This is a genomic window from Marinobacter sp. M5B (assembly GCF_042604615.1).
In the GTDB taxonomy this organism is placed as follows: domain Bacteria; phylum Pseudomonadota; class Gammaproteobacteria; order Pseudomonadales; family Oleiphilaceae; genus Marinobacter; species Marinobacter salarius.
Genome location: NZ_CP156894.1, coordinates 3,618,775 through 3,639,221 on the forward strand (window position 1 = coordinate 3,618,775; position 20,447 = coordinate 3,639,221).

General features: G+C 58.0%; 22 protein-coding genes. 17 read left to right on the forward strand and 5 right to left on the reverse strand.

Annotated features, from left to right (window positions below):
• Positions 1-25: 25 nt before the first annotated feature.
• The 3 genes from AAGD24_RS16395 to fabB all read left to right on the forward strand — a co-directional run bounded on the left by AAGD24_RS16395 (position 26) and on the right by fabB (position 2,747).
• Entirely contained in the window at positions 26-856 is an 831-nt protein-coding gene (locus AAGD24_RS16395) for an ion transporter (protein ID WP_041334003.1), read from the forward strand.
• 159 nt (positions 857-1,015) lie between these two features.
• On the forward strand, positions 1,016-1,525 hold the full coding sequence (gene fabA / locus AAGD24_RS16400; protein ID WP_007153372.1) for a bifunctional 3-hydroxydecanoyl-ACP dehydratase/trans-2-decenoyl-ACP isomerase: 510 nt from the start codon (positions 1,016-1,018) through the stop codon (positions 1,523-1,525).
• 10 nt (positions 1,526-1,535) lie between these two features.
• Positions 1,536-2,747 (forward strand): beta-ketoacyl-ACP synthase I, encoded by a 1,212-nt coding sequence (gene fabB, locus AAGD24_RS16405; protein ID WP_085679192.1) that lies wholly within the window; start codon positions 1,536-1,538, stop codon positions 2,745-2,747.
• Positions 2,748-2,809: 62 nt separating this feature from the next.
• On the opposite strand, the gene AAGD24_RS16410 is transcribed toward fabB, so the two are convergent.
• Positions 2,810-3,163, reverse strand: coding sequence for a helix-turn-helix transcriptional regulator (locus AAGD24_RS16410; RefSeq protein WP_041334002.1), 354 nt, complete (start codon positions 3,161-3,163; stop codon positions 2,810-2,812).
• A gap of 453 nt (positions 3,164-3,616) precedes the next feature.
• Here AAGD24_RS16410 and sufB point away from each other — a divergent pair, with 453 nt between their 5' ends.
• The 7 genes from sufB to AAGD24_RS16445 are packed head-to-tail and all read left to right on the forward strand — an operon-like array spanning position 3,617 to position 9,869.
• Positions 3,617-5,065: a Fe-S cluster assembly protein SufB gene (gene sufB, locus AAGD24_RS16415; RefSeq protein ID WP_075194399.1), complete on the forward strand. Its 1,449-nt coding sequence runs from the start codon at positions 3,617-3,619 to the stop codon at positions 5,063-5,065.
• Positions 5,066-5,125: 60 nt separating this feature from the next.
• Positions 5,126-5,899: a Fe-S cluster assembly ATPase SufC gene (gene sufC / locus AAGD24_RS16420; protein WP_007153376.1), complete on the forward strand. Its 774-nt coding sequence runs from the start codon at positions 5,126-5,128 to the stop codon at positions 5,897-5,899.
• Between the two features lie 12 nt (positions 5,900-5,911).
• A complete protein-coding gene (gene sufD / locus AAGD24_RS16425; RefSeq protein ID WP_085679189.1) occupies positions 5,912-7,198 on the forward strand; it encodes a Fe-S cluster assembly protein SufD in 1,287 nt (428 codons plus the stop codon).
• A gap of 6 nt (positions 7,199-7,204) precedes the next feature.
• The gene (locus AAGD24_RS16430; protein WP_286748961.1) at positions 7,205-8,458 is read left to right on the forward strand and encodes an aminotransferase class V-fold PLP-dependent enzyme; all 1,254 of its coding nucleotides are present in this window, start codon (positions 7,205-7,207) and stop codon (positions 8,456-8,458) included.
• A 13-nt stretch (positions 8,459-8,471) separates the two neighbouring features.
• On the forward strand, positions 8,472-8,825 hold the full coding sequence (locus AAGD24_RS16435; RefSeq protein WP_007153379.1) for an iron-sulfur cluster assembly accessory protein: 354 nt from the start codon (positions 8,472-8,474) through the stop codon (positions 8,823-8,825).
• Positions 8,826-8,865: 40 nt separating this feature from the next.
• Positions 8,866-9,408, forward strand: a complete 543-nt coding sequence (sufT, locus tag AAGD24_RS16440; RefSeq protein WP_007153380.1) for a putative Fe-S cluster assembly protein SufT — start codon at positions 8,866-8,868, stop codon at positions 9,406-9,408.
• Complete coding sequence (locus AAGD24_RS16445) at positions 9,408-9,869, forward strand: SufE family protein (protein WP_007153381.1); 462 nt, start codon at positions 9,408-9,410, stop codon at positions 9,867-9,869. Before sufT ends, AAGD24_RS16445 begins: the two co-directional genes overlap by 1 nt.
• 10 nt (positions 9,870-9,879) lie before the next feature.
• On the opposite strand, the gene AAGD24_RS16450 is transcribed toward AAGD24_RS16445, so the two are convergent.
• Both AAGD24_RS16450 and AAGD24_RS16455 read right to left on the reverse strand, forming a co-directional pair.
• On the reverse strand, positions 9,880-11,076 hold the full coding sequence (locus AAGD24_RS16450) for a flagellar assembly protein T N-terminal domain-containing protein (RefSeq protein ID WP_379865713.1): 1,197 nt from the start codon (positions 11,074-11,076) through the stop codon (positions 9,880-9,882).
• Positions 11,077-11,090: 14 nt separating this feature from the next.
• On the reverse strand, positions 11,091-11,633 hold the full coding sequence (locus AAGD24_RS16455; RefSeq protein WP_036208805.1) for an LPP20 family lipoprotein: 543 nt from the start codon (positions 11,631-11,633) through the stop codon (positions 11,091-11,093).
• 255 nt (positions 11,634-11,888) lie between these two features.
• On the opposite strand from AAGD24_RS16455, the gene AAGD24_RS16460 reads away from it, so the two are divergent.
• The 6 genes from AAGD24_RS16460 to AAGD24_RS16485 all read left to right on the forward strand — a co-directional run bounded on the left by AAGD24_RS16460 (position 11,889) and on the right by AAGD24_RS16485 (position 17,610).
• A complete protein-coding gene (locus AAGD24_RS16460; RefSeq protein WP_379865715.1) occupies positions 11,889-13,148 on the forward strand; it encodes a conjugal transfer protein TraF in 1,260 nt (419 codons plus the stop codon).
• A 133-nt stretch (positions 13,149-13,281) separates the two neighbouring features.
• Positions 13,282-14,391 (forward strand): multifunctional CCA tRNA nucleotidyl transferase/2'3'-cyclic phosphodiesterase/2'nucleotidase/phosphatase, encoded by a 1,110-nt coding sequence (locus AAGD24_RS16465; protein WP_379865717.1) that lies wholly within the window; start codon positions 13,282-13,284, stop codon positions 14,389-14,391.
• A gap of 7 nt (positions 14,392-14,398) precedes the next feature.
• Positions 14,399-15,145: a pteridine reductase gene (locus AAGD24_RS16470; RefSeq protein WP_085679174.1), complete on the forward strand. Its 747-nt coding sequence runs from the start codon at positions 14,399-14,401 to the stop codon at positions 15,143-15,145.
• 90 nt (positions 15,146-15,235) lie between these two features.
• The gene (locus AAGD24_RS16475) at positions 15,236-16,414 is read left to right on the forward strand and encodes an acetyl-CoA C-acetyltransferase (protein WP_007153388.1); all 1,179 of its coding nucleotides are present in this window, start codon (positions 15,236-15,238) and stop codon (positions 16,412-16,414) included.
• Positions 16,415-16,421: 7 nt separating this feature from the next.
• On the forward strand, positions 16,422-16,886 hold the full coding sequence (gene trmL, locus AAGD24_RS16480) for a tRNA (uridine(34)/cytosine(34)/5-carboxymethylaminomethyluridine(34)-2'-O)-methyltransferase TrmL (RefSeq protein WP_036208783.1): 465 nt from the start codon (positions 16,422-16,424) through the stop codon (positions 16,884-16,886).
• Positions 16,870-17,610 carry a substrate-binding periplasmic protein gene (locus AAGD24_RS16485; RefSeq protein WP_379865719.1) on the forward strand — a complete coding sequence of 247 codons (741 nt, stop codon included), beginning with the start codon at positions 16,870-16,872 and terminating at the stop codon, positions 17,608-17,610. Before trmL ends, AAGD24_RS16485 begins: the two co-directional genes overlap by 17 nt.
• Positions 17,611-17,669: 59 nt before the next feature.
• Here AAGD24_RS16485 and secB read toward each other — a convergent pair whose 3' ends face one another.
• Both secB and AAGD24_RS16495 read right to left on the reverse strand, forming a co-directional pair.
• Positions 17,670-18,170: a protein-export chaperone SecB gene (secB, locus tag AAGD24_RS16490; RefSeq protein WP_007153391.1), complete on the reverse strand. Its 501-nt coding sequence runs from the start codon at positions 18,168-18,170 to the stop codon at positions 17,670-17,672.
• A gap of 142 nt (positions 18,171-18,312) precedes the next feature.
• The gene (locus AAGD24_RS16495; RefSeq protein WP_007153393.1) at positions 18,313-18,729 is read right to left on the reverse strand and encodes a rhodanese-like domain-containing protein; all 417 of its coding nucleotides are present in this window, start codon (positions 18,727-18,729) and stop codon (positions 18,313-18,315) included.
• A gap of 161 nt (positions 18,730-18,890) precedes the next feature.
• Between AAGD24_RS16495 and gpmM the strand changes: the two genes are divergently transcribed.
• On the forward strand, positions 18,891-20,438 hold the full coding sequence (gene gpmM / locus AAGD24_RS16500) for a 2,3-bisphosphoglycerate-independent phosphoglycerate mutase (RefSeq protein ID WP_036208777.1): 1,548 nt from the start codon (positions 18,891-18,893) through the stop codon (positions 20,436-20,438).
• The last annotated feature ends 9 nt before the right edge of the window (positions 20,439-20,447 follow it).

A 20,447-nucleotide genomic window follows, 5' to 3' on the forward strand; every position in this document is an offset into this window, starting at 1 on the left:
ATCGTTATGGAGTTGCTGTTTTCCCATGTCTGCCCAACCAAGCCCTACAACCGGATTCGAACAACTGCGCCGCATAGAGTCCAGCCGGATCTTCCAGAGCGTGGTTATCGGCATTATCATCCTGTCGGCGCTCACCATTGGCGCAAAGACCTATGAGCTTCCGCCACTGGTGGAGGGTTCCCTTAGCGTGATGGACAGCGCCATCACCGTATTTTTTCTGATAGAAATCCTGTTCCGCTTTGCTGCCTGCCCCAATAAGAAACGCTTTCTGATGGACGGCTGGAACCTGTTCGACACACTGGTCGTGGTTGGTAGCCTCATCCCCCTGGACAACTCCGACGCCGTGCTGCTTGGTCGATTGTTGCGTGTGTTCCGGGTGTTGCGCCTGGTCTCTGTGGTGCCAGAGCTGCGCTTCCTGATCAACTCTCTTCTGAAAGCCATCCCGCGCATGGGCTACATCGCCCTGTTGATGTTTATCATTTTCTACATTTATGCGGCCATGGGCTCAATGTTCTTTGCCGACGTGGACGAGACCCTTTGGGGCGATGTCGCCATAGCCATGCTTACTCTGTTCCGGGTGGCAACCTTCGAGGACTGGACGGATGTGATGTATGCCACGATGGAATCCTACCCGCTCAGTTGGCTCTACTACCTGACGTTCATATTCCTGACGGCCTTCGTATTCCTCAACATGATGATCGGGGCTATCCTGGAAGTCATGAGTGAGGAACAGAATGCGGAGCAGGCCCAAAAAGCCCACGATGAACGGGACGAGATCGCACGCCAGTTAAAGGCGGTTCAGCAACAGTTGCAGGAACTGACGAAGCAGGTATCCGAGAAATCCGGGGGGCGCTGACCTCCGGAGTCGTTGGCCAGGGTGGCGTCGCCATGGCGAAGTGAAAAATCGTCACAGAAAATTTGTGCCCGACTGCAAACTGCAACCAATGGTCAATAGCCTTAGCGGTAATACCAGCTAAAGTATAAGAAACCATTTTGTAACAGGAACACTGGCATTATGACCCCTGATCACTTTACCAAGGCCGATCTGGAAGCCTGCGGACAAGGCACGCTCTTCCCCGGCAAGATGCGACTGCCCATCAATGAAATGCTGATGATGGACCGCGTTACCCATTTCAGCGAAACCGACGGGCTCTATGGCAAAGGCAGCATCGTTGCGGAGCTGGACATCAACCCGGACCTCTGGTTCTTCAAGGTTCATTTTGTGGACGATCCGGTCATGCCAGGCTGTCTGGGCCTGGACGCCATGTGGCAGTTGGTGGGTTTTTTCCTGGCAGCCACCGGAGGTGAAGGCAAGGGGCGCGCGCTTGGAAGCGGTGAGGTGAAGTTTTCCGGCCAGGTGCTACCCACGAACAAACTCGTTCGGTATCACCTCGACATCAAACGGGTCATCCGCCGCAAGCTCACCATGGCCATTGCCGATGCCCGTATGGAAGTGGATGGCCGGGAAATATACACCGCCAAAGACCTGAAGGTCGGCATGTTCAATTCTACGGATGACTTCTAGGAGCCATTAAATGCGTCGTGTTGTTATTACAGGCATGGGAATCGTCTCCAGCCTCGGAACCAATCAAGACGAAGTAACCCGGTCCCTGCGGGATTCAATTCCTGGCATTGGCTTTAGCCAGGAAGCCAAGGACAACGGTCTGCGCAGCCATGTATGCGGACAGATTGACCTGAATCTGCCGGAACTGATCGACCGCAAACTGATGCGCTTCATGTGCCCGGCCTCCGGCTACACCTACCTGGCGATGAAAGAAGCCATTGAACAAGCCGGGCTGACAGAAGAGCATATCCGCGCCAACTCTACCGGCGTCATTACCGGCGCTGGCGGTGCATCAACGGTGGAGCTGATGGACGCCATCGACACCCACCGTGAGAAAGGCATCCGCCGGGTAGGACCTTATCGTGTGCCCCGCACCATGGGCAGCGCTATCAACGCCTCTCTTGCCACGGCATTTGGCATTACCGGCATCAACTACGGCATCACCTCAGCCTGCGCCACCAGCGCCCATTCCATTGGCCATGCCGCCGATATGATTGCCCTGGGCCGCCAGGACGTGATGTTTGCCGGTGGCGGTGAAGACATCCACTGGACGTTGAGCCTGATGTTCGACGCCATGGGTGCGCTCTCCACCAAATACAACGACACCCCCGGAAAAGCCTCCCGCACCTACGATCGGGATCGGGACGGTTTCGTCATCTCTGGCGGCGGCGGCATCCTGGTACTGGAAGCCCTGGAGCATGCGGAAGCTCGCGGAGCCAACATCCTGGCCGAGTTGGTGGGCTTCGGCGCAACCTCTGACGGCGCCGATATGGTGGCGCCCAGCGGTGAAGGCGCCATTCGCTGCATGCAGCAGGCGATGAAAAACATCGATGGCGAGATCAGCTACATCAACACCCATGGCACCAGCACGCCAGCGGGGGATGTCACCGAACTCAAAGCCCTGAAGGAAACCTTTGGCGACAAGATACCGCCACTGAGCTCAACCAAGCCACTTTGCGGCCATGCTCTGGGCGCAGCCGGTGTGCACGAGGCCATCTACAGCCTGATCATGCAGCGGGGGAACTTTATTGCTCCGTCAGCCAATATCGAGAACCTGGATGAAGGCGCCGAAGGCTACCCCATCGTGCGGGAACGGCAGGACAACGTGGATCTGCCCCTGGTGATGAGCAACAGCTTTGGCTTCGGCGGCACCAATGGCACGCTGATCTTCAAGAAAGCCTGACCACCCGGCAGCAAACCACCGGGGTACGCACGAATTTGCGGCCCCGGCGTTTTCAATATTCCTTAAGCAACCCGCGAGCGGTAGGCTCCTGGCGATTTACCCATCCAGCGTTTGAACGCACGGCTGAAAGCACTGAGTTCGGAGAACCCGAGCTGTTCAGCGATTTCCACCAGGGGCTTACTGCGATCCTTCAGGTAGGCCAGCGCCCGTTCACGCCGGATGTCCTCAAGCAACGCAGCAAAGGTCAGATTTTCTTCTTTCAATCTTTTATGGAGCGTGTGCCGGCTCATGTGCAGTTGAGAGGCAACAGCCTCCACCCCTACCCGACCTCGCTCCAGATGCCCGGCAATCAACGAAGTCACTCGCGCACTGAACGGTGCCATAGCCGCGCGGGGCTTCATCGGTTCTGAGTGCATGTCACGGTCTCCTGATCATTCCCTGCAGGCACGCTTTACCTGCGCTGGTCAGCGTACACATGTTAGCCGAAAATAACCATATTGGGCTTTAGTCGCAGACAGGAAGACACACTCCGCCTAATAGCACAAAGAGCCGGGCTATCGACCCGATTACCGCACCCTTAGTGCCACAAGGGTCGATTAAGGTATAATCACGACACGCGCAATTTAATACCTGACTATTTTACTCTGGTATTGTATACTCACTCACCAGAAGAAACGGATATTGCCCTTGATTTTCAACAGGGCCGCACCCAATCCGTCATCCAAAAACCGATTGCAGGGCGCACCCAGATCTGGGGCGATCACTGCGACGCATGAATTTATGACATCCGCCCGGCAGCCCTGAACACGAGACTACCGGCGACACCAGGGGCTGCAAGGCCCGAGATGAGAGAATACGGAGCGACGATCATGGCGACCACCGATAAAGAGGTGAACGAGCTGATCAAACGGGAATACGAACACGGTTTCGTAACAGACATCGAAGCCGACACGTTCGAGCCCGGCCTGAACGAAGACGTCATTGCCCGCCTTTCCGCCATCAAGAAAGAGCCGGAATGGATGCTGGAATGGCGCCTGAAGGCCTACCGTCGCTGGCTGGAAATGGACGAGCCGGACTGGGCACACGTGGGTTACCCGAAAATCGACTACAACTCGATTTCCTATTACTCCGCGCCCAAGCGCAAGGAAGACATGCCCCAGAGCCTCGACGAAGTCGACCCTGAGCTGCTCAAGACCTACGAGAAACTGGGCATTCCCCTACACGAGCGTGAAAAGCTCGCCGGCGTAGCTGTTGACGCCGTATTCGACTCCGTTTCCGTGGCGACCACCTTCAAGGAGCCGCTGGCCAAGGCTGGCGTAATCTTCTGCTCCATTTCGGAGGCCATTCAGGACTACCCGGAACTGGTGAAAAAGTATCTGGGCTCTGTGGTTCCTGCAGGCGACAACTTTTTCGCGGGCCTGAACTCCGCCGTGTTTTCAGATGGCACGTTCGTGTACGTACCCAAGGGTGTTCGTTGCCCCATGGAACTGTCCACTTACTTCCGCATTAACGCGGCCAATACCGGGCAGTTCGAGCGCACCCTGATCATCGCCGAGGACAGCAGCTACGTCAGTTATCTGGAAGGCTGCACCGCGCCGATGCGCGACGAAAACCAGCTTCACGCTGCCGTTGTTGAACTGGTGGCCCTGGACGATGCACAGATCAAATATTCCACGGTGCAGAACTGGTACCCGGGCGATGAGAATGGCAAAGGCGGCATCTTCAACTTCGTCACCAAACGTGGCGCCGCTATTGGCAAGAACTCAAAGATCTCCTGGACCCAGGTTGAGACCGGCTCTGCCGTCACCTGGAAGTACCCGAGCTGCGTGCTGCGCGGTGACAACAGCGTGGGCGAATTCTACTCGGTGGCACTGACCAACAATTACCAGCAGGCGGATACCGGTACCAAGATGATTCATCTGGGCAAGAACACGTCCAGCACCATCATTTCCAAGGGCATTTCCGCCGGCAAGAGTTCCAACGCCTATCGCGGGCTGGTGAAGTTCGGCCCGGGTGCGGAAGGTGCACGTAACTACACCCAGTGTGATTCGCTGCTGATCGGCGACCGCTGTGGCGCCCACACCTTCCCTTACATCGAGAGCAAGAACAAGTCGGCCATCGTTGAGCACGAGGCAACCACCTCCAAGGTCAGCGACGAGCAGATGTTCCTCTGCCGCCAGCGTGGCATCGACCCGGAGCAGGCGGTTTCCATGATTGTGAACGGCTTCTGTAAAGAGGTGTTCAAGGAGCTGCCGATGGAGTTCGCCGTGGAAGCTGGCAAGTTGCTTGAAGTCAGCCTTGAAGGGTCCGTTGGTTAAGCCCAGGCTCATATACAGATTTTCAGATTCCAGTTTTCAGATTATAGAGAGACGCCAGAAATGCTAAGCATCAAGAACCTGCACGCATCCGTTGAGGGTGAAGAGATCCTCAAGGGCATCAACCTGGAGATCAAGGCCGGGGAAGTTCACGCCATCATGGGCCCCAACGGCTCAGGCAAGAGCACCCTGTCCCAGGTGCTGGCAGGCAATGAGACATTTGAGGTAACCCAGGGCGAAATCAGCCTGAACGGCGAGAACCTGCTGGACCTTGAAACCGAAGAGCGGGCTCGTGAAGGTATTTTCCTGGCGTTCCAGTATCCGGTGGAGATTCCCGGCGTCAGCAACCTGCAGTTCCTGCGTACCGCCGTCAACGCCATGCGCACACACCGTGGCGAGCCGGAGATGAACGCCGCGGAGTTCATGAAGCTGGCCAAAGAGGTTTCCAAACAGGTGGACCTGGACCCGGCGTTCCTCAAGCGCGGTGTCAACGAAGGCTTCTCCGGGGGCGAGAAGAAGCGCAATGAGATTCTTCAGGCGCTGTTGCTGCAGCCAAAGCTGGCCATTCTGGATGAGACAGACTCAGGGCTCGACATTGATGCCCTGCAGGTGGTTTCCAAGGGCGTAAACGCCCTGCGCGCCGAAGACCGTGCCATTCTGATGGTGACTCACTACCAGCGTCTGCTGAACCACATCGTGCCAGACCATGTTCATGTACTGGCCGGTGGCAGGATCGTCAAATCCGGGGGTCGCGAGCTGGCCCTCGAGCTCGAAGAGCGTGGCTACGGCTGGCTCGGCGTGAAAGACGAAGAAGCCACCCCCAGTGCAGCCAGCTAAGGAGGCCGTGGAATGAAACCAGCACCAACCATTTCCAGCGCCTTCCTTGAGCCGGGCGGGCATTCGCTGCCCGAGCCGTTGCTTGAACTGCGCAAACAGCGGGGCACGGCACTGGTGGATATGCCATTGCCCACCCGCAAAACCGAGAACTGGAAATACTCCAGCCGGCACCTGAAGCTGACCGACGAACTGGCCACCACCCTGCCCGCAACCGGCAAGGACGGCTGCAGCTTGTCGATTCCCGGTTATCGCGTGGTGTTCCACAACGGCGTGATGATTCCGGAGGCCTCGGACTTTCCGGACCTGGATGGCATCCGCATTCAACGCTTCGCCGATCTGGACGATGACGAGGCCGCGGCCCTGGCCGAACGCCTGGACAACACGCTGGACACCCGTGCCGTACAGATGGCGCGACTGAACTCCGCTCGCTTTGAAGACGGCCTGTACATCCAGCTGGACAAGGAAGCGGTTCTCGATCAGCCGCTGTTCATCGTGCACGAAGTGACCGGCACAGCTTCCGGCTCGGCGTACCCGCGCATTTATGTGGATGCCGCGCGTCACAGCCAGATTACGGTGGTAGAGGAATACCTCTCCAGTGGCGAGGAGCCGGTCATGGTGGATACCGTCACCGAGTTTGTACTGGCAGATGGAGCCCAGGTCACGAATGTGCGGCTGGTCATGGAAGGCGAAAATGTACAGCACATCGGGGCTACCGGTGTTCGCCAGGCCGCCAATTCCCGCTTCGAGAGCCACTGCGTGGGCTTCGGCGGACCACTGCGTCGCCATGACCTGCAGGTTCGGCTGGAAGGCGAAGGCGGTGAGTGCAAACTGAACGGCGTGGTTGTCACCCAGGGCAAACAGCACTACGACAACCATACCTCCATTGAACACGTGGCCGCTCACTGCGACAGCGAGGAAACCTATCGCAATATCGCTGCAGACGAGTCCCACGCGGTGTTCAATGGCCGCATCCATATCCACGAGGATGCCCAGAAGTCCAACGCGAACATGAACAACAAGAACCTGTTGCTCTCCACCGGCGCCGAAATCGACACCAAGCCCGAGTTGGAGATTTACGCGGACGACGTCAAATGCGCCCATGGTGCCACCATCGGCCAGCTCGACAGGATTTCCCTGTTCTATCTGGTATCCCGCGGCATCGGTCGCCGTGAGGCCAATACCCTTTTGACAATGGCCTTTATTAACGAACTTGTTGAACAGATTCCGGTTCAGGCGGTCAAAGACGCTGCCCAGCTCCGGCTGAATGAATTTTTCGATCAGACGTTTCAGGAGGCCTGACCGGTTATGACAGACCTTTCCATGGCCAAAAAGGCGGGCACTGCGGCGTTCGACGTCGAGGCCATTCGCCGGGACTTTCCGATTCTTGATCAGCAGGTCAACGGCAAGCCCCTCGTGTATCTGGACAACGGCGCTTCGTCACAGAAGCCCATCGCCGTGCTGGACGCCATGGATCGCTATTACCGGGAAATGCATTCCAACGTCCATCGGGGCGCCCACACGCTTGGCGACCGCGCCACCAGCGCCTTCGAGGGCGCCCGGGAGAAGGTTCGCGCGTTCCTGAACGCTGACAGCACCCGCGAGATTATCTGGACCCGTGGCACCACCGAGGCCATCAACGTGGTGGCCAATGGCCTGGCCGGCCGCCTCAAGCCTGGTGACGAAATTCTCGTCAGCCATATGGAACATCACGCCAACATCGTGCCCTGGCAGATGGTGGCCGAGCGCACGGGCGCGAAGGTGGTTCCCATCCAGATCACTCCACAGGGTGAATTGGATCTGGACTCGTTCAATAGTTTGCTGGGCGACCGCACCCGGGTACTGGCACTGACGCACGTGTCCAACGTCCTGGGCACGGTGAACCCGATTGCACCGCTGATTGAGCAGGCCAAGGCTCACGGCGTGATCACCGTTATCGACGGCGCACAGGCGGTGCCGCATTTCCAGCCGGACGTACAGGCTCTGGGCTGTGATTTCTACGTGTTCTCGTCCCACAAGCTGTTCGGCCCGACGGGCGTTGGCGTGCTGTACGGCAAGGCCCAGTTGCTGGAAGAAATGCCCCCGTTCCAGGGTGGCGGTGAAATGATTGAGCGGGTGTCGTTCGAGCGCACCACTTGGAACGTGCTGCCTTACAAGTTCGAGGCCGGCACACCGCCGGTTGCCGAGGCCATCGGCCTGGGCGCGGCCATTGATTATCTGGGCAACCTGGATCGCAATGGCATGGAAGCGGCGGAAAACGCGCTTCTCACCCGCGCCAACGAACTGGTCGAGTCGGTCCCGGGCATGGAAATCATCGGTACGGCCAGCCAAAAGGTGCCGGTCATGTCCTTTAAAATCGCCGGCCTGCACCCCAGTGATATAGGAACACTGCTGGATCAGCAGGGCATCGCGATTCGCACTGGCCACCACTGCGCCATGCCGCTGATGGACTTTTACGGGGTTCCCGGTACAGCCCGGGCGTCCTTTGCGTTTTACAATACGCTGGAGGAAGTGGAACAATTATTCACTGCCCTGCAGAAAATCCAGCGTCTGTTTGCCTGATGGAGGTGGAAATATGACAGCCGAAGTCTTCACACCAACCGTGGCGGTCACCATGACCCCGACAGCGGTGAAACACGTACGCAAACAACTGGACAAGAAGCCTGAGGCGAAAGGTATCCGCCTGGCGATCAAGAAAAGCGGCTGTTCCGGCTTCAAGTATGAAACCCAGTGGGTGGAAGAAGCCGCAGCGGACGACAAGGTTTTTCACATCGACGGTGTGGACGTCTTTGTAAAGGAAGAGCACCTGCCTCTGGTGAACGGCATTGAAATTGATTTTGTGACCGAAGGGGTGAACTCCCTGTTCCAGTTCCGGAATCCGAATGCGACGGCAGAGTGCGGTTGTGGCGAGAGCTTTACAGTCGCCTGAACCCGACAAACCAGATAGCGAATACGAGGCCCATTAAGGCATGCAAGAACGGGAAGTGGTCCTGACCAAACGCGAAGTAGAGGCGCGCCTGGTGCCCGCCGGAACCGAAATCATGATTCCGTCGGACACCTTCGTCACCATCACACAGTCACTCGGTGGTAGCTTCACCGTGGCCGTGAACGGCAACCTCGCTCGTATTGAAGGCCACAATGCCGATGCACTGGGCAAGAAGCCCCTTGAAAGCAGCTTCGACACCCCCGAAGACGGTACGGTGAACGAAAACCAGGTGTGGGAAGCGATGCGCAACTGCTACGACCCGGAAATTCCGGTCAACGTGGTGGAGCTGGGCCTGATCTACGAGTGTGAAATACAGAATGGCACGGAAGACGGCAACCATGTGTACGTCAAGATGACACTCACGGCCGCCGGCTGCGGCATGGGCCCGGTGATCACTGAAGACGTCAAGACCAAGCTTGAGCATGTACCCAATGTGGACAAGGTGACCGTCGAACTGACCTTCGATCCACCCTGGAACAATGACATGCTCACCGACGAAGCCAAGCTTGAATTGGGGATGCTGTAATGACTGCCGCTGAACAGGAGTTTTTGAACAATCCGCTCGGGAAAGACACCACCCTCGAAGACGTCCTCGATGGCTTTGAATTCCTGGACGACTGGGAAGAGCGTTACGCGTTCATTATCGACCTTGGCAAGCAGCTACCTGCATTTCCGGACGACGAGCGCAGGGAAGAGAATTACGTTCACGGCTGTCAGAGCCAGGTGTGGCTGATCCATCATTACGATGAGCAAAGTGGCAAGCTGTACCTGCTGATTGACTCTGACGCCATCATCGTTCGCGGCCTTGCCGCCATTATCCTGGTGGCCCTGAATGGCAAGTCTCCCAGGGACCTGCTGGCCACGGACATCGACGAGCTGTTCGAACAACTGGATCTGTTCCGCCACATCTCGCCCACACGGGGCAACGGCCTGAGAGCCATGGTTGGCAAAATCCGGGATGTGGCTGCGGAAACCGCCGCAGCGTGATTGAGCAACCCTACCAGACGATAGCCACGTCATCCCGCTGTATATTGATCAGCCCGCCAAAGACAGGAATGCTGCCGTTACTGAAATCCGGGTGAACGTTGTTCACTGTCATGGTGGCGCGGCTGTCCACCAGTTCCGGGGTCGCCCCGGGTGAATCGAAGAAACTGGCACTGCGATAGAGTTTCAGCTCATCCCCCGGGCGCAAGCCTGCCGTGGCTCCGGAATCCAGCGTGACCTTGTTGCCGTCGACTCTCGTCACCCGCGTGATGAATGGCTGACAAGCCAGCGCATCATTGACCGCGGACACCATGTTGCTCATCAATCCAGCGACAGCCTGTCCGTACTCGGTTTCCCGGAAACCCGCCGACCCGAACCCATCAGAAGACCCCGGCCCAGCGTTCCAACGTGCCTCCGCCGAAAACCGCTCCTGATAGACAGGTGCGCCGCTGAAGCCGTCATAAACCATCATGTCCACCACAAACCGCCGGTTCTGGTTCGCCGCACCAATGCCCCGTTGCAGGCGGTCGATAACAGAACTTCCCCAGGCGTCCGGGTCAGACACGCCAACATCACGGATGACACCGGTAACCACGAACTGCACCCCAAGCTCGCGAGCCACCTGGATCACGTTGCTCAATCGATTGTTGAATTTCTGGTGCGTTGGGGCATTAAGCAGGTCATCAAACAGGCGCTGGGTGGTCGCACCAAAAACCTGGAGTTGGCCACCACTCTGTAGATCTGCCTGCAACAATTGCGGCAAGACTTCGCCGGCATCCCCTATGCGCCCTATCCGGGCCTGATCCGGATACACCATGGGGAAACCGGTCACGGCCACGCGCTTTCTCAACTCTGCGGCATCGCCGGCCTGGCACTGGCCGCCGGCCGACATGTCGGCGCGAACCGTGACACGTAACAAATTGCCCCGCCGGTACTCGTCCACCACTTCAACGGACTTTGCCCGCGCCGACGAGGCAACCTGTAGGCGGGATTCCGTCACCACACCGTTTTCCATGGTGTCGCGGCTACTGATCCTGGCTTCATACTGCAGGGAAACATCCCTTAACGCCGCCTTCTTAGCCTCCTGCCGTGCGCTGTCGACGTCATCGTTGTAAATGGTGGCGTGGCCGACGCCCTCCAGCACCACTGCCTGGGCACCGCCACACGCAATTACCAACAGTGCTGTGACAACGGAAATAGCCAGCTTCATGGGAAATCGTTCTCTTATTCGAGGTAGTAGAGGGAATCAACGCCCCGGCTCTGGAAATCTCCGGTGCTGTCATTGCCTCTGGGCATCGGAATTGGGCACAGGTCCTGCACTTCCCGATCGGTTACGCGGGAAACACAGGCACGGAACCTGGGCTCCAGCTTGAGTTCCATAACGGTTTCCACCACGCCGTCACTGTGTTCATTCACGGCAACCATTTTGGCGCCACGGATGTAGCTATCAACGTAGGTGCGGAACATATCGTTCTGCAATACGAAATCGTTAACCGTTGAGCTGCCGTAGATCACGGTGCCATAAACCCGTTCCGCCAGGTTGCGATAGGCATCCAACTGGGACGCACGCCGGGCAAGCAAGCGCTTACGCGTGTTCAGGCGATCTTTCGACACTTGCTCATAGGTTCCGAAGCCGCTAACCCTCACCGTAATCGGGTCCAGTTCGGTCTGCTGCCGGTCGGCACTGGCGTTCCGGTGCTGGCCCACGGGGGCGCAGCCGATCATTGTTACCACCAGCGCAGGTATCAGTATCCGCCGCAGGGTCATGTTGGTTCTCCGCAAAAAACATCTGTTCACTGCCCTTATGAAAAATTCACGCCAACCTTTGTAACCGACTGAATTCCATAATTTCATGTCCCACCGGGCCCGCCACACAGAAACCAGGCGGCAAAAAACTACCGCTATTTACAGTAAAAAAACAAACCGTTACCGCATCACCGGTGAGTCACGGTGGCAACTGAATTAACCTGAACTGAATGTCATTTTTAAATTAGCAGTATCATCGCTTCATCAGGACACATCATGACCCCATATCGTCTGACCAAGCTATCACTGGCCATCGGCCTTTCCATCGCCACCACCTCCGCCATCGCGAGCCCGCAGGCGTTCATGTCGTCACGCTCCTTCGCCATGGGCGGCACCGGTGTTGCCGTCGCCCATCCGGCTGCGGCGGGCGCCACCAATCCGGCGATGATGGCTGCAGACCACCATGAATGGTCCAACGATTTTGGTCTGATGCTGCCCTCCGTCAACGCCCGCTTTGCGGACGAAGAGGAAACCGTTGATCAGATCGACGATATTCAAGACACGATTGATCGCTTCCAGGAACTGGATAAGACGTCCAACCCGCAAGATGCCCGCCAAGCCGCCGGTGACCTGAGACGCCAGCTCAATGACTTTGACCGCGACACCGTCCGGATTGACGGCGGCCTGGGACTCGCCCTGGCCGTGCCCACCGAGTCTTTTGCCGTCGGCTTTTTCACCAACGGCAACGTTCGCGCCACCGTCCGCGGGGAGTTCGACGAGGACGACGAGCAGTTTCTGGCCGACCTGGAAACGGCAACCATCCCGGAACTAATTGCCGCCGATCTCGACCGCGACCTGGAGTCCCGCGGCCGCATCCTGGCCTCTGCCGTTGCCGAAGTAGGTCTTTCCATCGCCACTTCCATAGAGCTTCAGGACAGCTCACGTCTGCAACTCGGCGTATCGCCAAAATACGTTCAACTGCGCACCTTCCAATACACCGAAACCGTCTCCGGGTTTGAGGACGACGAGTTCGACAGCGACGAATACCAGACCGACAAGAGCGGGTTCAACCTGGACGTGGGCGCCGCCTACGCTTTCGGATCCCGCAACCAGTGGAATGCCGGCATTGCGGTCAAGAACCTGATCCCGATGGAGCTGGACTCTGCAGCCAGCCGCCCAGACGAGGAAAAGCGCACTCTGGAACTTGAGCCGATGGTAACTGCGGGCATCGCCCATAAAGGCGACTTCCACGTGCTGACCGCAGAAGTGGACCTGACGGAAAAGAAAGCCTTCGGCTATGAGGATGACACCCAGTGGGTTGCTCTCGGCGCGGAGTTCGACGCTTTCCGCTACGCGCAACTTCGCTTCGGCGTGCGCCAGAACCTGGCCAGCAATGACGACAACGATGGCACCGAGGAAGACACCCAGTTTACGGCCGGTATCGGCCTGTCGCCCTTCGGTGCCCGCCTCGATATCGGCGGCCTGATCAGCGATGCCGATCTGGGCGCGGCGATTGAGTTCGGCGCTGCGTTCTAAGCCTGTTGTATAGAAGCAGTCCACCAAGCCCGGTTTGATACCGGGCTTTTTTTGTGGCCAACCGGTTTGCCTGTGGCCAGCCTTGCCGGGATAATCCCCAGAGCAACATCCCTCAAGGAGCAGAACCCAATCCATGAAAACCTATCTGGTGGGCGGAGCCGTCCGTGATGAACTTCTTGGTCTGCCGGTCAAAGACCGGGACTGGGTGGTCACCGGTGCAACTCCGGAAGACATGTTGCGAAAGGGCTTCAAGCAGGTAGGCGCGGATTTTCCGGTATTCCTTCACCCAGACACCCGGGAGGAGTACGCATTAGCACGAACGGAACGAAAGCAGGGGCGAGGCTACCACGGATTTACCGTGTACAGCGCCCCGGACGTGCCCCTTGAGGACGACCTGAAGCGCCGTGACCTGACCATCAACGCCATGGCAAAGTCCACCGCAGGTGAAATTGTCGACCCCTTCCACGGCCGCCAGGACCTGCAGGATCACAAACTACGCCACGTTTCCGAGGCCTTCGCCGAGGATCCGCTGCGCATACTGCGCACCGCACGCTTTGCTGCCCGCCTGCAGCCCCAGGGATTCACCATTGCCGAACCCACCATGGCGCTGATGCGGCAGATGGTGGACCAGGGCGAGGTCGGCAACCTGGTGCCGGAGCGGGTATGGCAGGAAATCCAGCGAGCGTTGCATGAGCAGGAACCCGGCACCTTTTTCGAAGTCCTGCGTGAATGCGGCGCACTGGCCGTCCTTATACCGGAGCTTGAGCCACTCGAGGCGTTTTCAGGCGCCATCGGCGCCTTGCGCCGTGCCCACGAAAGCAGCGATGATACGAGTGTCCGCTTCGCCGCGCTGCTTTCCCCCCTGGCGCCAGCCGAAGCCCGGAATCGAGCCAGGGCACTGAAAGCCCCCAACGACTGCCAGGATCTCACCCGCCTCATCACCGACGTGATACCAAAGATTCACACTATAACGTCTCACGACGCCGACCTGTTGCTGGACATGCTGGATGGAGCAGACGTGTGGCGTCGGGCAGACCGATTTTCCGGCCTATTGGTTGCTCTGAAATGCGCGCTGCCGGAGCCAGAGCGGCACAGGGTGGATTGGCTGAAATCCGCGCAACACGCCGCCACCGGGGTACAGGCGAAAACCCTGATGGAACAAGGGTTTCGTGGAAAAGAACTGGGTGAAGCAATCCGCAAAGAGCGGTTACGGCGTATCCTCGCATTCCTCAACAAAGAGTAGACACGCGATGGCATCCTCAACACCTGTAGTGCTCATTACCGGCGCAGCGCATCGGCTTGGCGCCCATACCGCCAGACATCTCCACCAACGCGGCTGGAACCTGGTCATTCATTACCGTTCGCGGGAGGCGGACGCAAACGCCCTTCGTGACGAGCTCAACAGCATCCGACAGAAATCGGCGGTTGCCATCCAGGCCGATCTTGCCGCCCCGGATCAGACAGAACTGCTGGCCCGCAAGGCAGTTTCCACCTGGGGTCGACTTGATGGCCTGGTGAACAACGCCTCGGTGTTCTACCCGAACCCTACACAGGACGCCAGCCCAGGTGACTGGGACGCGATCATGAACACCAACCTGCGGGCGCCTTTTTTTCTCGGCCAGGCCTGCCTGCCAGCGTTGAAACTGTCACAGGGCGCCATCGTGAATCTTATCGACATCTACAGCCAACGGCCGCTGGCCGACCATCCACTATACTGCGCCAGCAAGTCCGGGCTCGCTTCACTGACCCTGTCCTGGGCGAAGGACCTGGCACCGGAGGTACGTGTAAATGGGGTTTCACCAGGCGCGATCCTTTGGCCAGAGGGTGACGCGGCGATCGACGAAGGTTACCAGCAAAGTATACTGGCCAAGACGCCCCTGGCCCGCACCGGCAAGCCGGAGGACATTGCTGGCGCCATCGCCTTCCTGCTGTGCGACGCCCCGTTTGTCACCGGCCAGATCCTCGCGGTGGATGGCGGACGCAGCCTCAATATGTAAAACCATCGCAGTTGCCTGCTTTGGCCCACTCTCGCTTTCCGATACAATGAATCCAGCTTTTAAAATCTGCGTGCAAACCGGAGAGACTCCATGCGTGATGTAGTTATCGTAGCCGCCAAACGTACCGCCGTCGGCAGCTTCGGCGGCGGGCTGTCCAGCCTGAGTGCCGATAAGCTGGGCAGCGCCGTTATCAAAGCCCTGCTTGAAGAAACCGGTGTTGCTGCCGATCAGGTCAACGAAGTGGTCCTTGGCCAGGTTCTGACGGCCGGTTGCGGACAGAATCCGGCACGCCAGGCGTCCATCAACGCCGGCATCCCCGCCTCTGTACCGGCAATGACGATCAACAAGGTATGTGGCTCGGGACTGAAGGCGGTGCACATGGCGGTCCAGGCCATTCGCTGCGGCGATGCCGAGCTGATGATTGCAGGTGGTCAGGAGAGCATGAGCCAGGCTCCCCACGTGCTGCCCAACAGCCGCAACGGCCAGCGCATGGGTAACTGGAACATGGTGGACACCATGATTTCCGATGGCCTTTGGGACGCCTTTAACGACTACCACATGGGCGTCACCGCAGAAAACATCGTGGAGAAGTACGGCATCACCCGTGAAGAACAGGACGAGTTTGCTGCCGCGTCCCAACAGAAGGCGGCCGCCGCGATCGACGCTGGCTACTTCGAAAGCCAGATTGTTCCCATCACTATTCCTCAGCGCAAGGGCGATCCACTGATCGTCAACACGGACGAGAACCCGCGCGCTGGCGTAACCGCGGACAGCCTGGGCAAGCTTCGTGGCGCGTTCAAAAAGGATGGAACCGTCACCGCCGGCAATGCGTCTTCCCTTAACGACGGCGCGGCGGCCGTCATCGTGTGCAGCGCCGACAAGGCCAAGGAACTTGGGCTTGAGCCTCTGGCCACTATCAGGGCTCATGCCAATGCCGGTGTCGACCCGGCCATTATGGGCACCGGCCCGATCCCTGCTAGCCAGCGCTGCCTGAAACTGGCCGGTTGGTCGGTGGACGATCTGGATCTGGTGGAAGCGAACGAAGCCTTCGCCGCCCAGGCCATTTCCGTTAATCGGGACCTGGGATGGGATACCGCGAAGGTCAATGTGAACGGTGGTGCTATCGCACTGGGCCATCCAATCGGGGCTTCCGGTTGCCGGATCCTGGTCAGCCTGCTGCACGAGATGGCTCGCCGGGATGCAAAGAAGGGGCTTGCCACCCTGTGCATTGGCGGCGGCATGGGTGTTGCCCTCGCCGTGGAGCGTTGATCACAGGATGTTGAACGTGGTGCTGTTCGAGCCGGAGATACCGCCGAATACCGGCAATATCATCCGGCTCTGCGCCAACACCGGCTGCCGGCTGCATCTGATTGAACCCCTGGGTTTTACCCTGGAAGACAAACAGATGCGCAGGGCAGGCCTGGATTACAGTGAATACGCAACGGTAACGGTACACTCCGACTACCAGGCCTTTTTGGAGAGTGAGCAACCTTCAAGGCTTTTCGGGCTGACCACCAAAGGTAGCCGCGGCTATCATGATGTCGAATACCAGAATGGTGACTATCTGATGTTCGGCCCCGAAACCCGCGGGCTGCCACAGGACATCCGAGAGGCGATGCCGGAGCACCATCGCCTGAGAGTGCCCATGCGACCGGAAAGTCGCAGCCTTAACCTATCCAACACGGTAGCACTGGTGGTTTATGAAGCGTGGAGGCAATTTGGATTTGAAGGGTCGCAGTAACCCTCGCCACAGCGGATGGCCCATTATTGCCGTTTTGCTCATGCTGACTACCAGCAACGCCTGGCCCAATAATAATACGCAGGCTACCCGTGTTATCACCACGCCCTCGACAACGTCAGAAGTGTCTGTGGTCCTTGGCAAACAGATCATCAGAAAGCTCTATGACAGCTGCGGGCTGGACATAAGATATCTGGATGTCCCGGCCGCACGGGCCGTGCTTATGGCAGAGAAAGGCCAGTCAGACGGCGAGCTTGCCCGAATCCCGATGGCCGTCAATGACAATGCTCCGTTGCTACCGCTGGCGACGCCCATCCAGGAGGCGCGCCTGGTTTCGGTGGCTCTCAACGGCAAGGCCGGCGATTCAAAGGCCTCTTTGAAGGGAAAACGGATTGGTTTCCTCAATGGCTATCGAATGATCGCGCGGGTGCTGCCCGAGGATGCGACACAGGTAGCCACCAGCGACACCTTTCAATTGATCGATCTGCTTGAACGAGGCCGTATCGACGTGGCACTGACCCTGGAGTGGGACGCCCTGGCCGCCAAACGCAAGAACCCAAACCTGTCCATTGGCGAGCCACTGCTGCAAGCCCCCCTCTATCACTGGGTTCATGAATCCCGAAAAGACGATATCCCTTGCCTGTCCCGGGCGCTGGAGTCCATGAAGGCAGCCGGCGAGATCGACCAGATAATCAGTGACGGTATCGGGCAGGAAATCGCCCAATAAAAAACCCCGCGAACCTGAACCGTTGGCGGGGTTTTTCTGGCGCTTGTGACGAGAGCGTATCAGTGAGTCTGCTCTTCCTTCGCTTCCCCTGACGCCTCTTCCTGCTTGCGCTTCAATGCCTGTGCATAGATGGCATCAAAGTTAACCGGTGCCAGCATCAGCGCCGGGAAGCTACCCCGACCGACCACGCCGTCAATGGCTTCCCGAGCGTAGGGGAACAGGATGTTGGGGCAATAGGCACCCAGCATCTGGCCGAGCTGCGGGCCTTCAATACCTTTCACCAGGAAAACGCCCGCCTGCTGAATCTCGACGATGTAAGCCACTTTTTCATCGACTTTCGCGGTCACAGTCAGAGACAGGACCACTTCGTACTGGTTATCGCTGATCTTGTTGTGGGAGGTGTTCAGATCCAGATTAACCTGAGGTTTCCACTGGTCCTGAAAAACCGTCGGGGAATTCGGCGACTCGAACGACAGGTCCTTCACATAGATACGCTGGAGCGCGAACTGTGGTTGATTCTGGTTTTCGTTGCCTGCTGCGGCCTGCTCATTTTCAGCCATGTTCAATCCTTTCATTCTCGATAAGGGGCAACCTGGGCCCGTTGTTATGTCAGTGCTGCCGGAACAGTGTAATGCCTGGCTCCGCCGGCCGATGTGAAACAGTGCGACAGTTTACCGTTCAGTTCAAGGCCTGGCAGGGCCGTTACTTCTTCACCAACGGCAGATTGCTGCCTTTCCAGTCCGCAACGCCACCGTTGAGGCGAACCACATTGGCGTAGCCTTCCGCATTCAACTGCTTGACCGCCATGGCGGAATGCTGACCCATCTTGTCAGCCACAATAATCTGCTTGTCCTTGAACTTCTTCAGTTCCGACGCACGACTTTTGATACTATTAAGGGGAATATTGATTGAACCGGTTATCCGGCCCTCGTTAAAATCCTTGCGATCACGGATATCGACGACGACAGCTTCGTCGCGGTTAATCAGATTCACGGCTCCCTGCGCAGAGATTTTCTTGCCGCCACGGCGAGACTCGAGCACCAATATGGCCAGCAGGAAAGCGACAAACAGAGATACCAGAATGTAATGGTTAACCGCGAACTCGAACACCCTTTCCATGAAAACACCTTGCTGAATAGTTTGTGGCGGGATTATACACACCCTTCCCCAAGGACAGAAGGTGACCAGGCCGAAGGTGACGCCACTGGCCGGAGGGTGCGAAAATGTTTAGAATCAATGTTCGTTTTAGTAAATTTACCAAACTACCATCGGATTAAGTGATGACTGCCACGCGTAAGCCTACCGCACTGATCATTCTTGATGGCTGGGGCCACCGTGACCCGGCTGAAGACAACGCCATCAGCAATGCCAACACCCCGTGTTGGGATAAGCTCTGGGAAAATCAGCCGAAAACACTCATCAACACCTCCGGCATGTTTGTCGGTCTGCCCCAGGGACAGATGGGTAATTCCGAGGTTGGGCACATGAACCTGGGCGCTGGCCGGGTGGTTTATCAGAGCCTGACACGCATCGACAAAGATGTAGAAGAAGGTAGTTTTACGGAAAATTCCGTACTTTGCGCCGCCATTGATAAAGCCGTCAGCAGCAACCGTGCTGTGCACCTGATGGGCCTGCTTTCCCCCGGCGGCGTTCACAGCCACGAAGACCACGTACTGGCGGCCGCTGAAATGGCAGCCAAGCGCGGCGCGAAGGAAGTCTATATCCACGCCTTCCTCGATGGCCGCGACATGCCTCCCCGCAGTGCAAAAGCGTCACTGGAAAAAGCTGCCACCAAACTCAAGCACTTGGGCGTGGGCCGGGTGGCCTCCATTGTTGGCCGCTACTACGCCATGGACCGCGACAATCGCTGGGACCGCGTGGAAGAAGCCTACAACGTTATGACCCTGGGCGAAGCAGAATTCACTTCAGCTGATCCGGTGTCCGCGCTGGAGCAAGCCTACGAGCGCGGCGAGAACGACGAGTTTGTAAAGGCCACCCGTATCATGGCCAGCGGCGATAACGAAGGCACCATCAACGACGGTGACACCGTTATATTCATGAATTTCCGCGCTGATCGCGCCCGCGAGATGACACGCTGCTTCGTGGAAAAGGACTTCGACGGTTTTGAACGTCGCAAGCATCCGGAACTGGCTGACTTCGTCATGCTGACCGAGTACGCAGCCGACATTAACACCTCGTGCGCTTATCCCCCGGAGCAGTTGACCAATGGTCTGGGCGAGTATGTGGCCAACCTCGGCAAAACCCAGCTGCGGATTTCCGAAACCGAGAAGTACGCACACGTTACCTTCTTCTTTAACGGCGGTCTCGAAACACCGTTTGAAGGTGAGGACCGAATCCTGGTTCCTTCGCCCAAAGTGGCGACTTACGACCTGCAACCGGAAATGAGTGCGCCCGAGGTCACTGACAAGCTGGTCGAGGCGATCAAGAGCGGGAAATACGACCTAGTTGTCTGTAACTATGCCAATGGCGACATGGTGGGCCACACCGGCAAGCTGGATGCCGCCATCAAGGCCGCGGAATGCATCGACCAGTGCGTAGCCCGTATTACCGAAGCCTTGCAGGAAGTGGGTGGTGAAGCATTGATCACCGCTGACCACGGCAACTGCGAACAGATGACCGACCCCAATTCCGGCCAGGTACACACGGCCCACACGATCGGCCCCGTGCCGCTTATCTACGTTGGCCCACGCAAGGTCAACCTCAGGGACGACGGTAGCCTCAGCGACGTGGCGCCCACCCTGCTGAGCCTGATGAGCCTGGAACAACCGGCTGAAATGACCGGGCACAGCCTGGTGGAGATCGGTTGATTCTGCGTT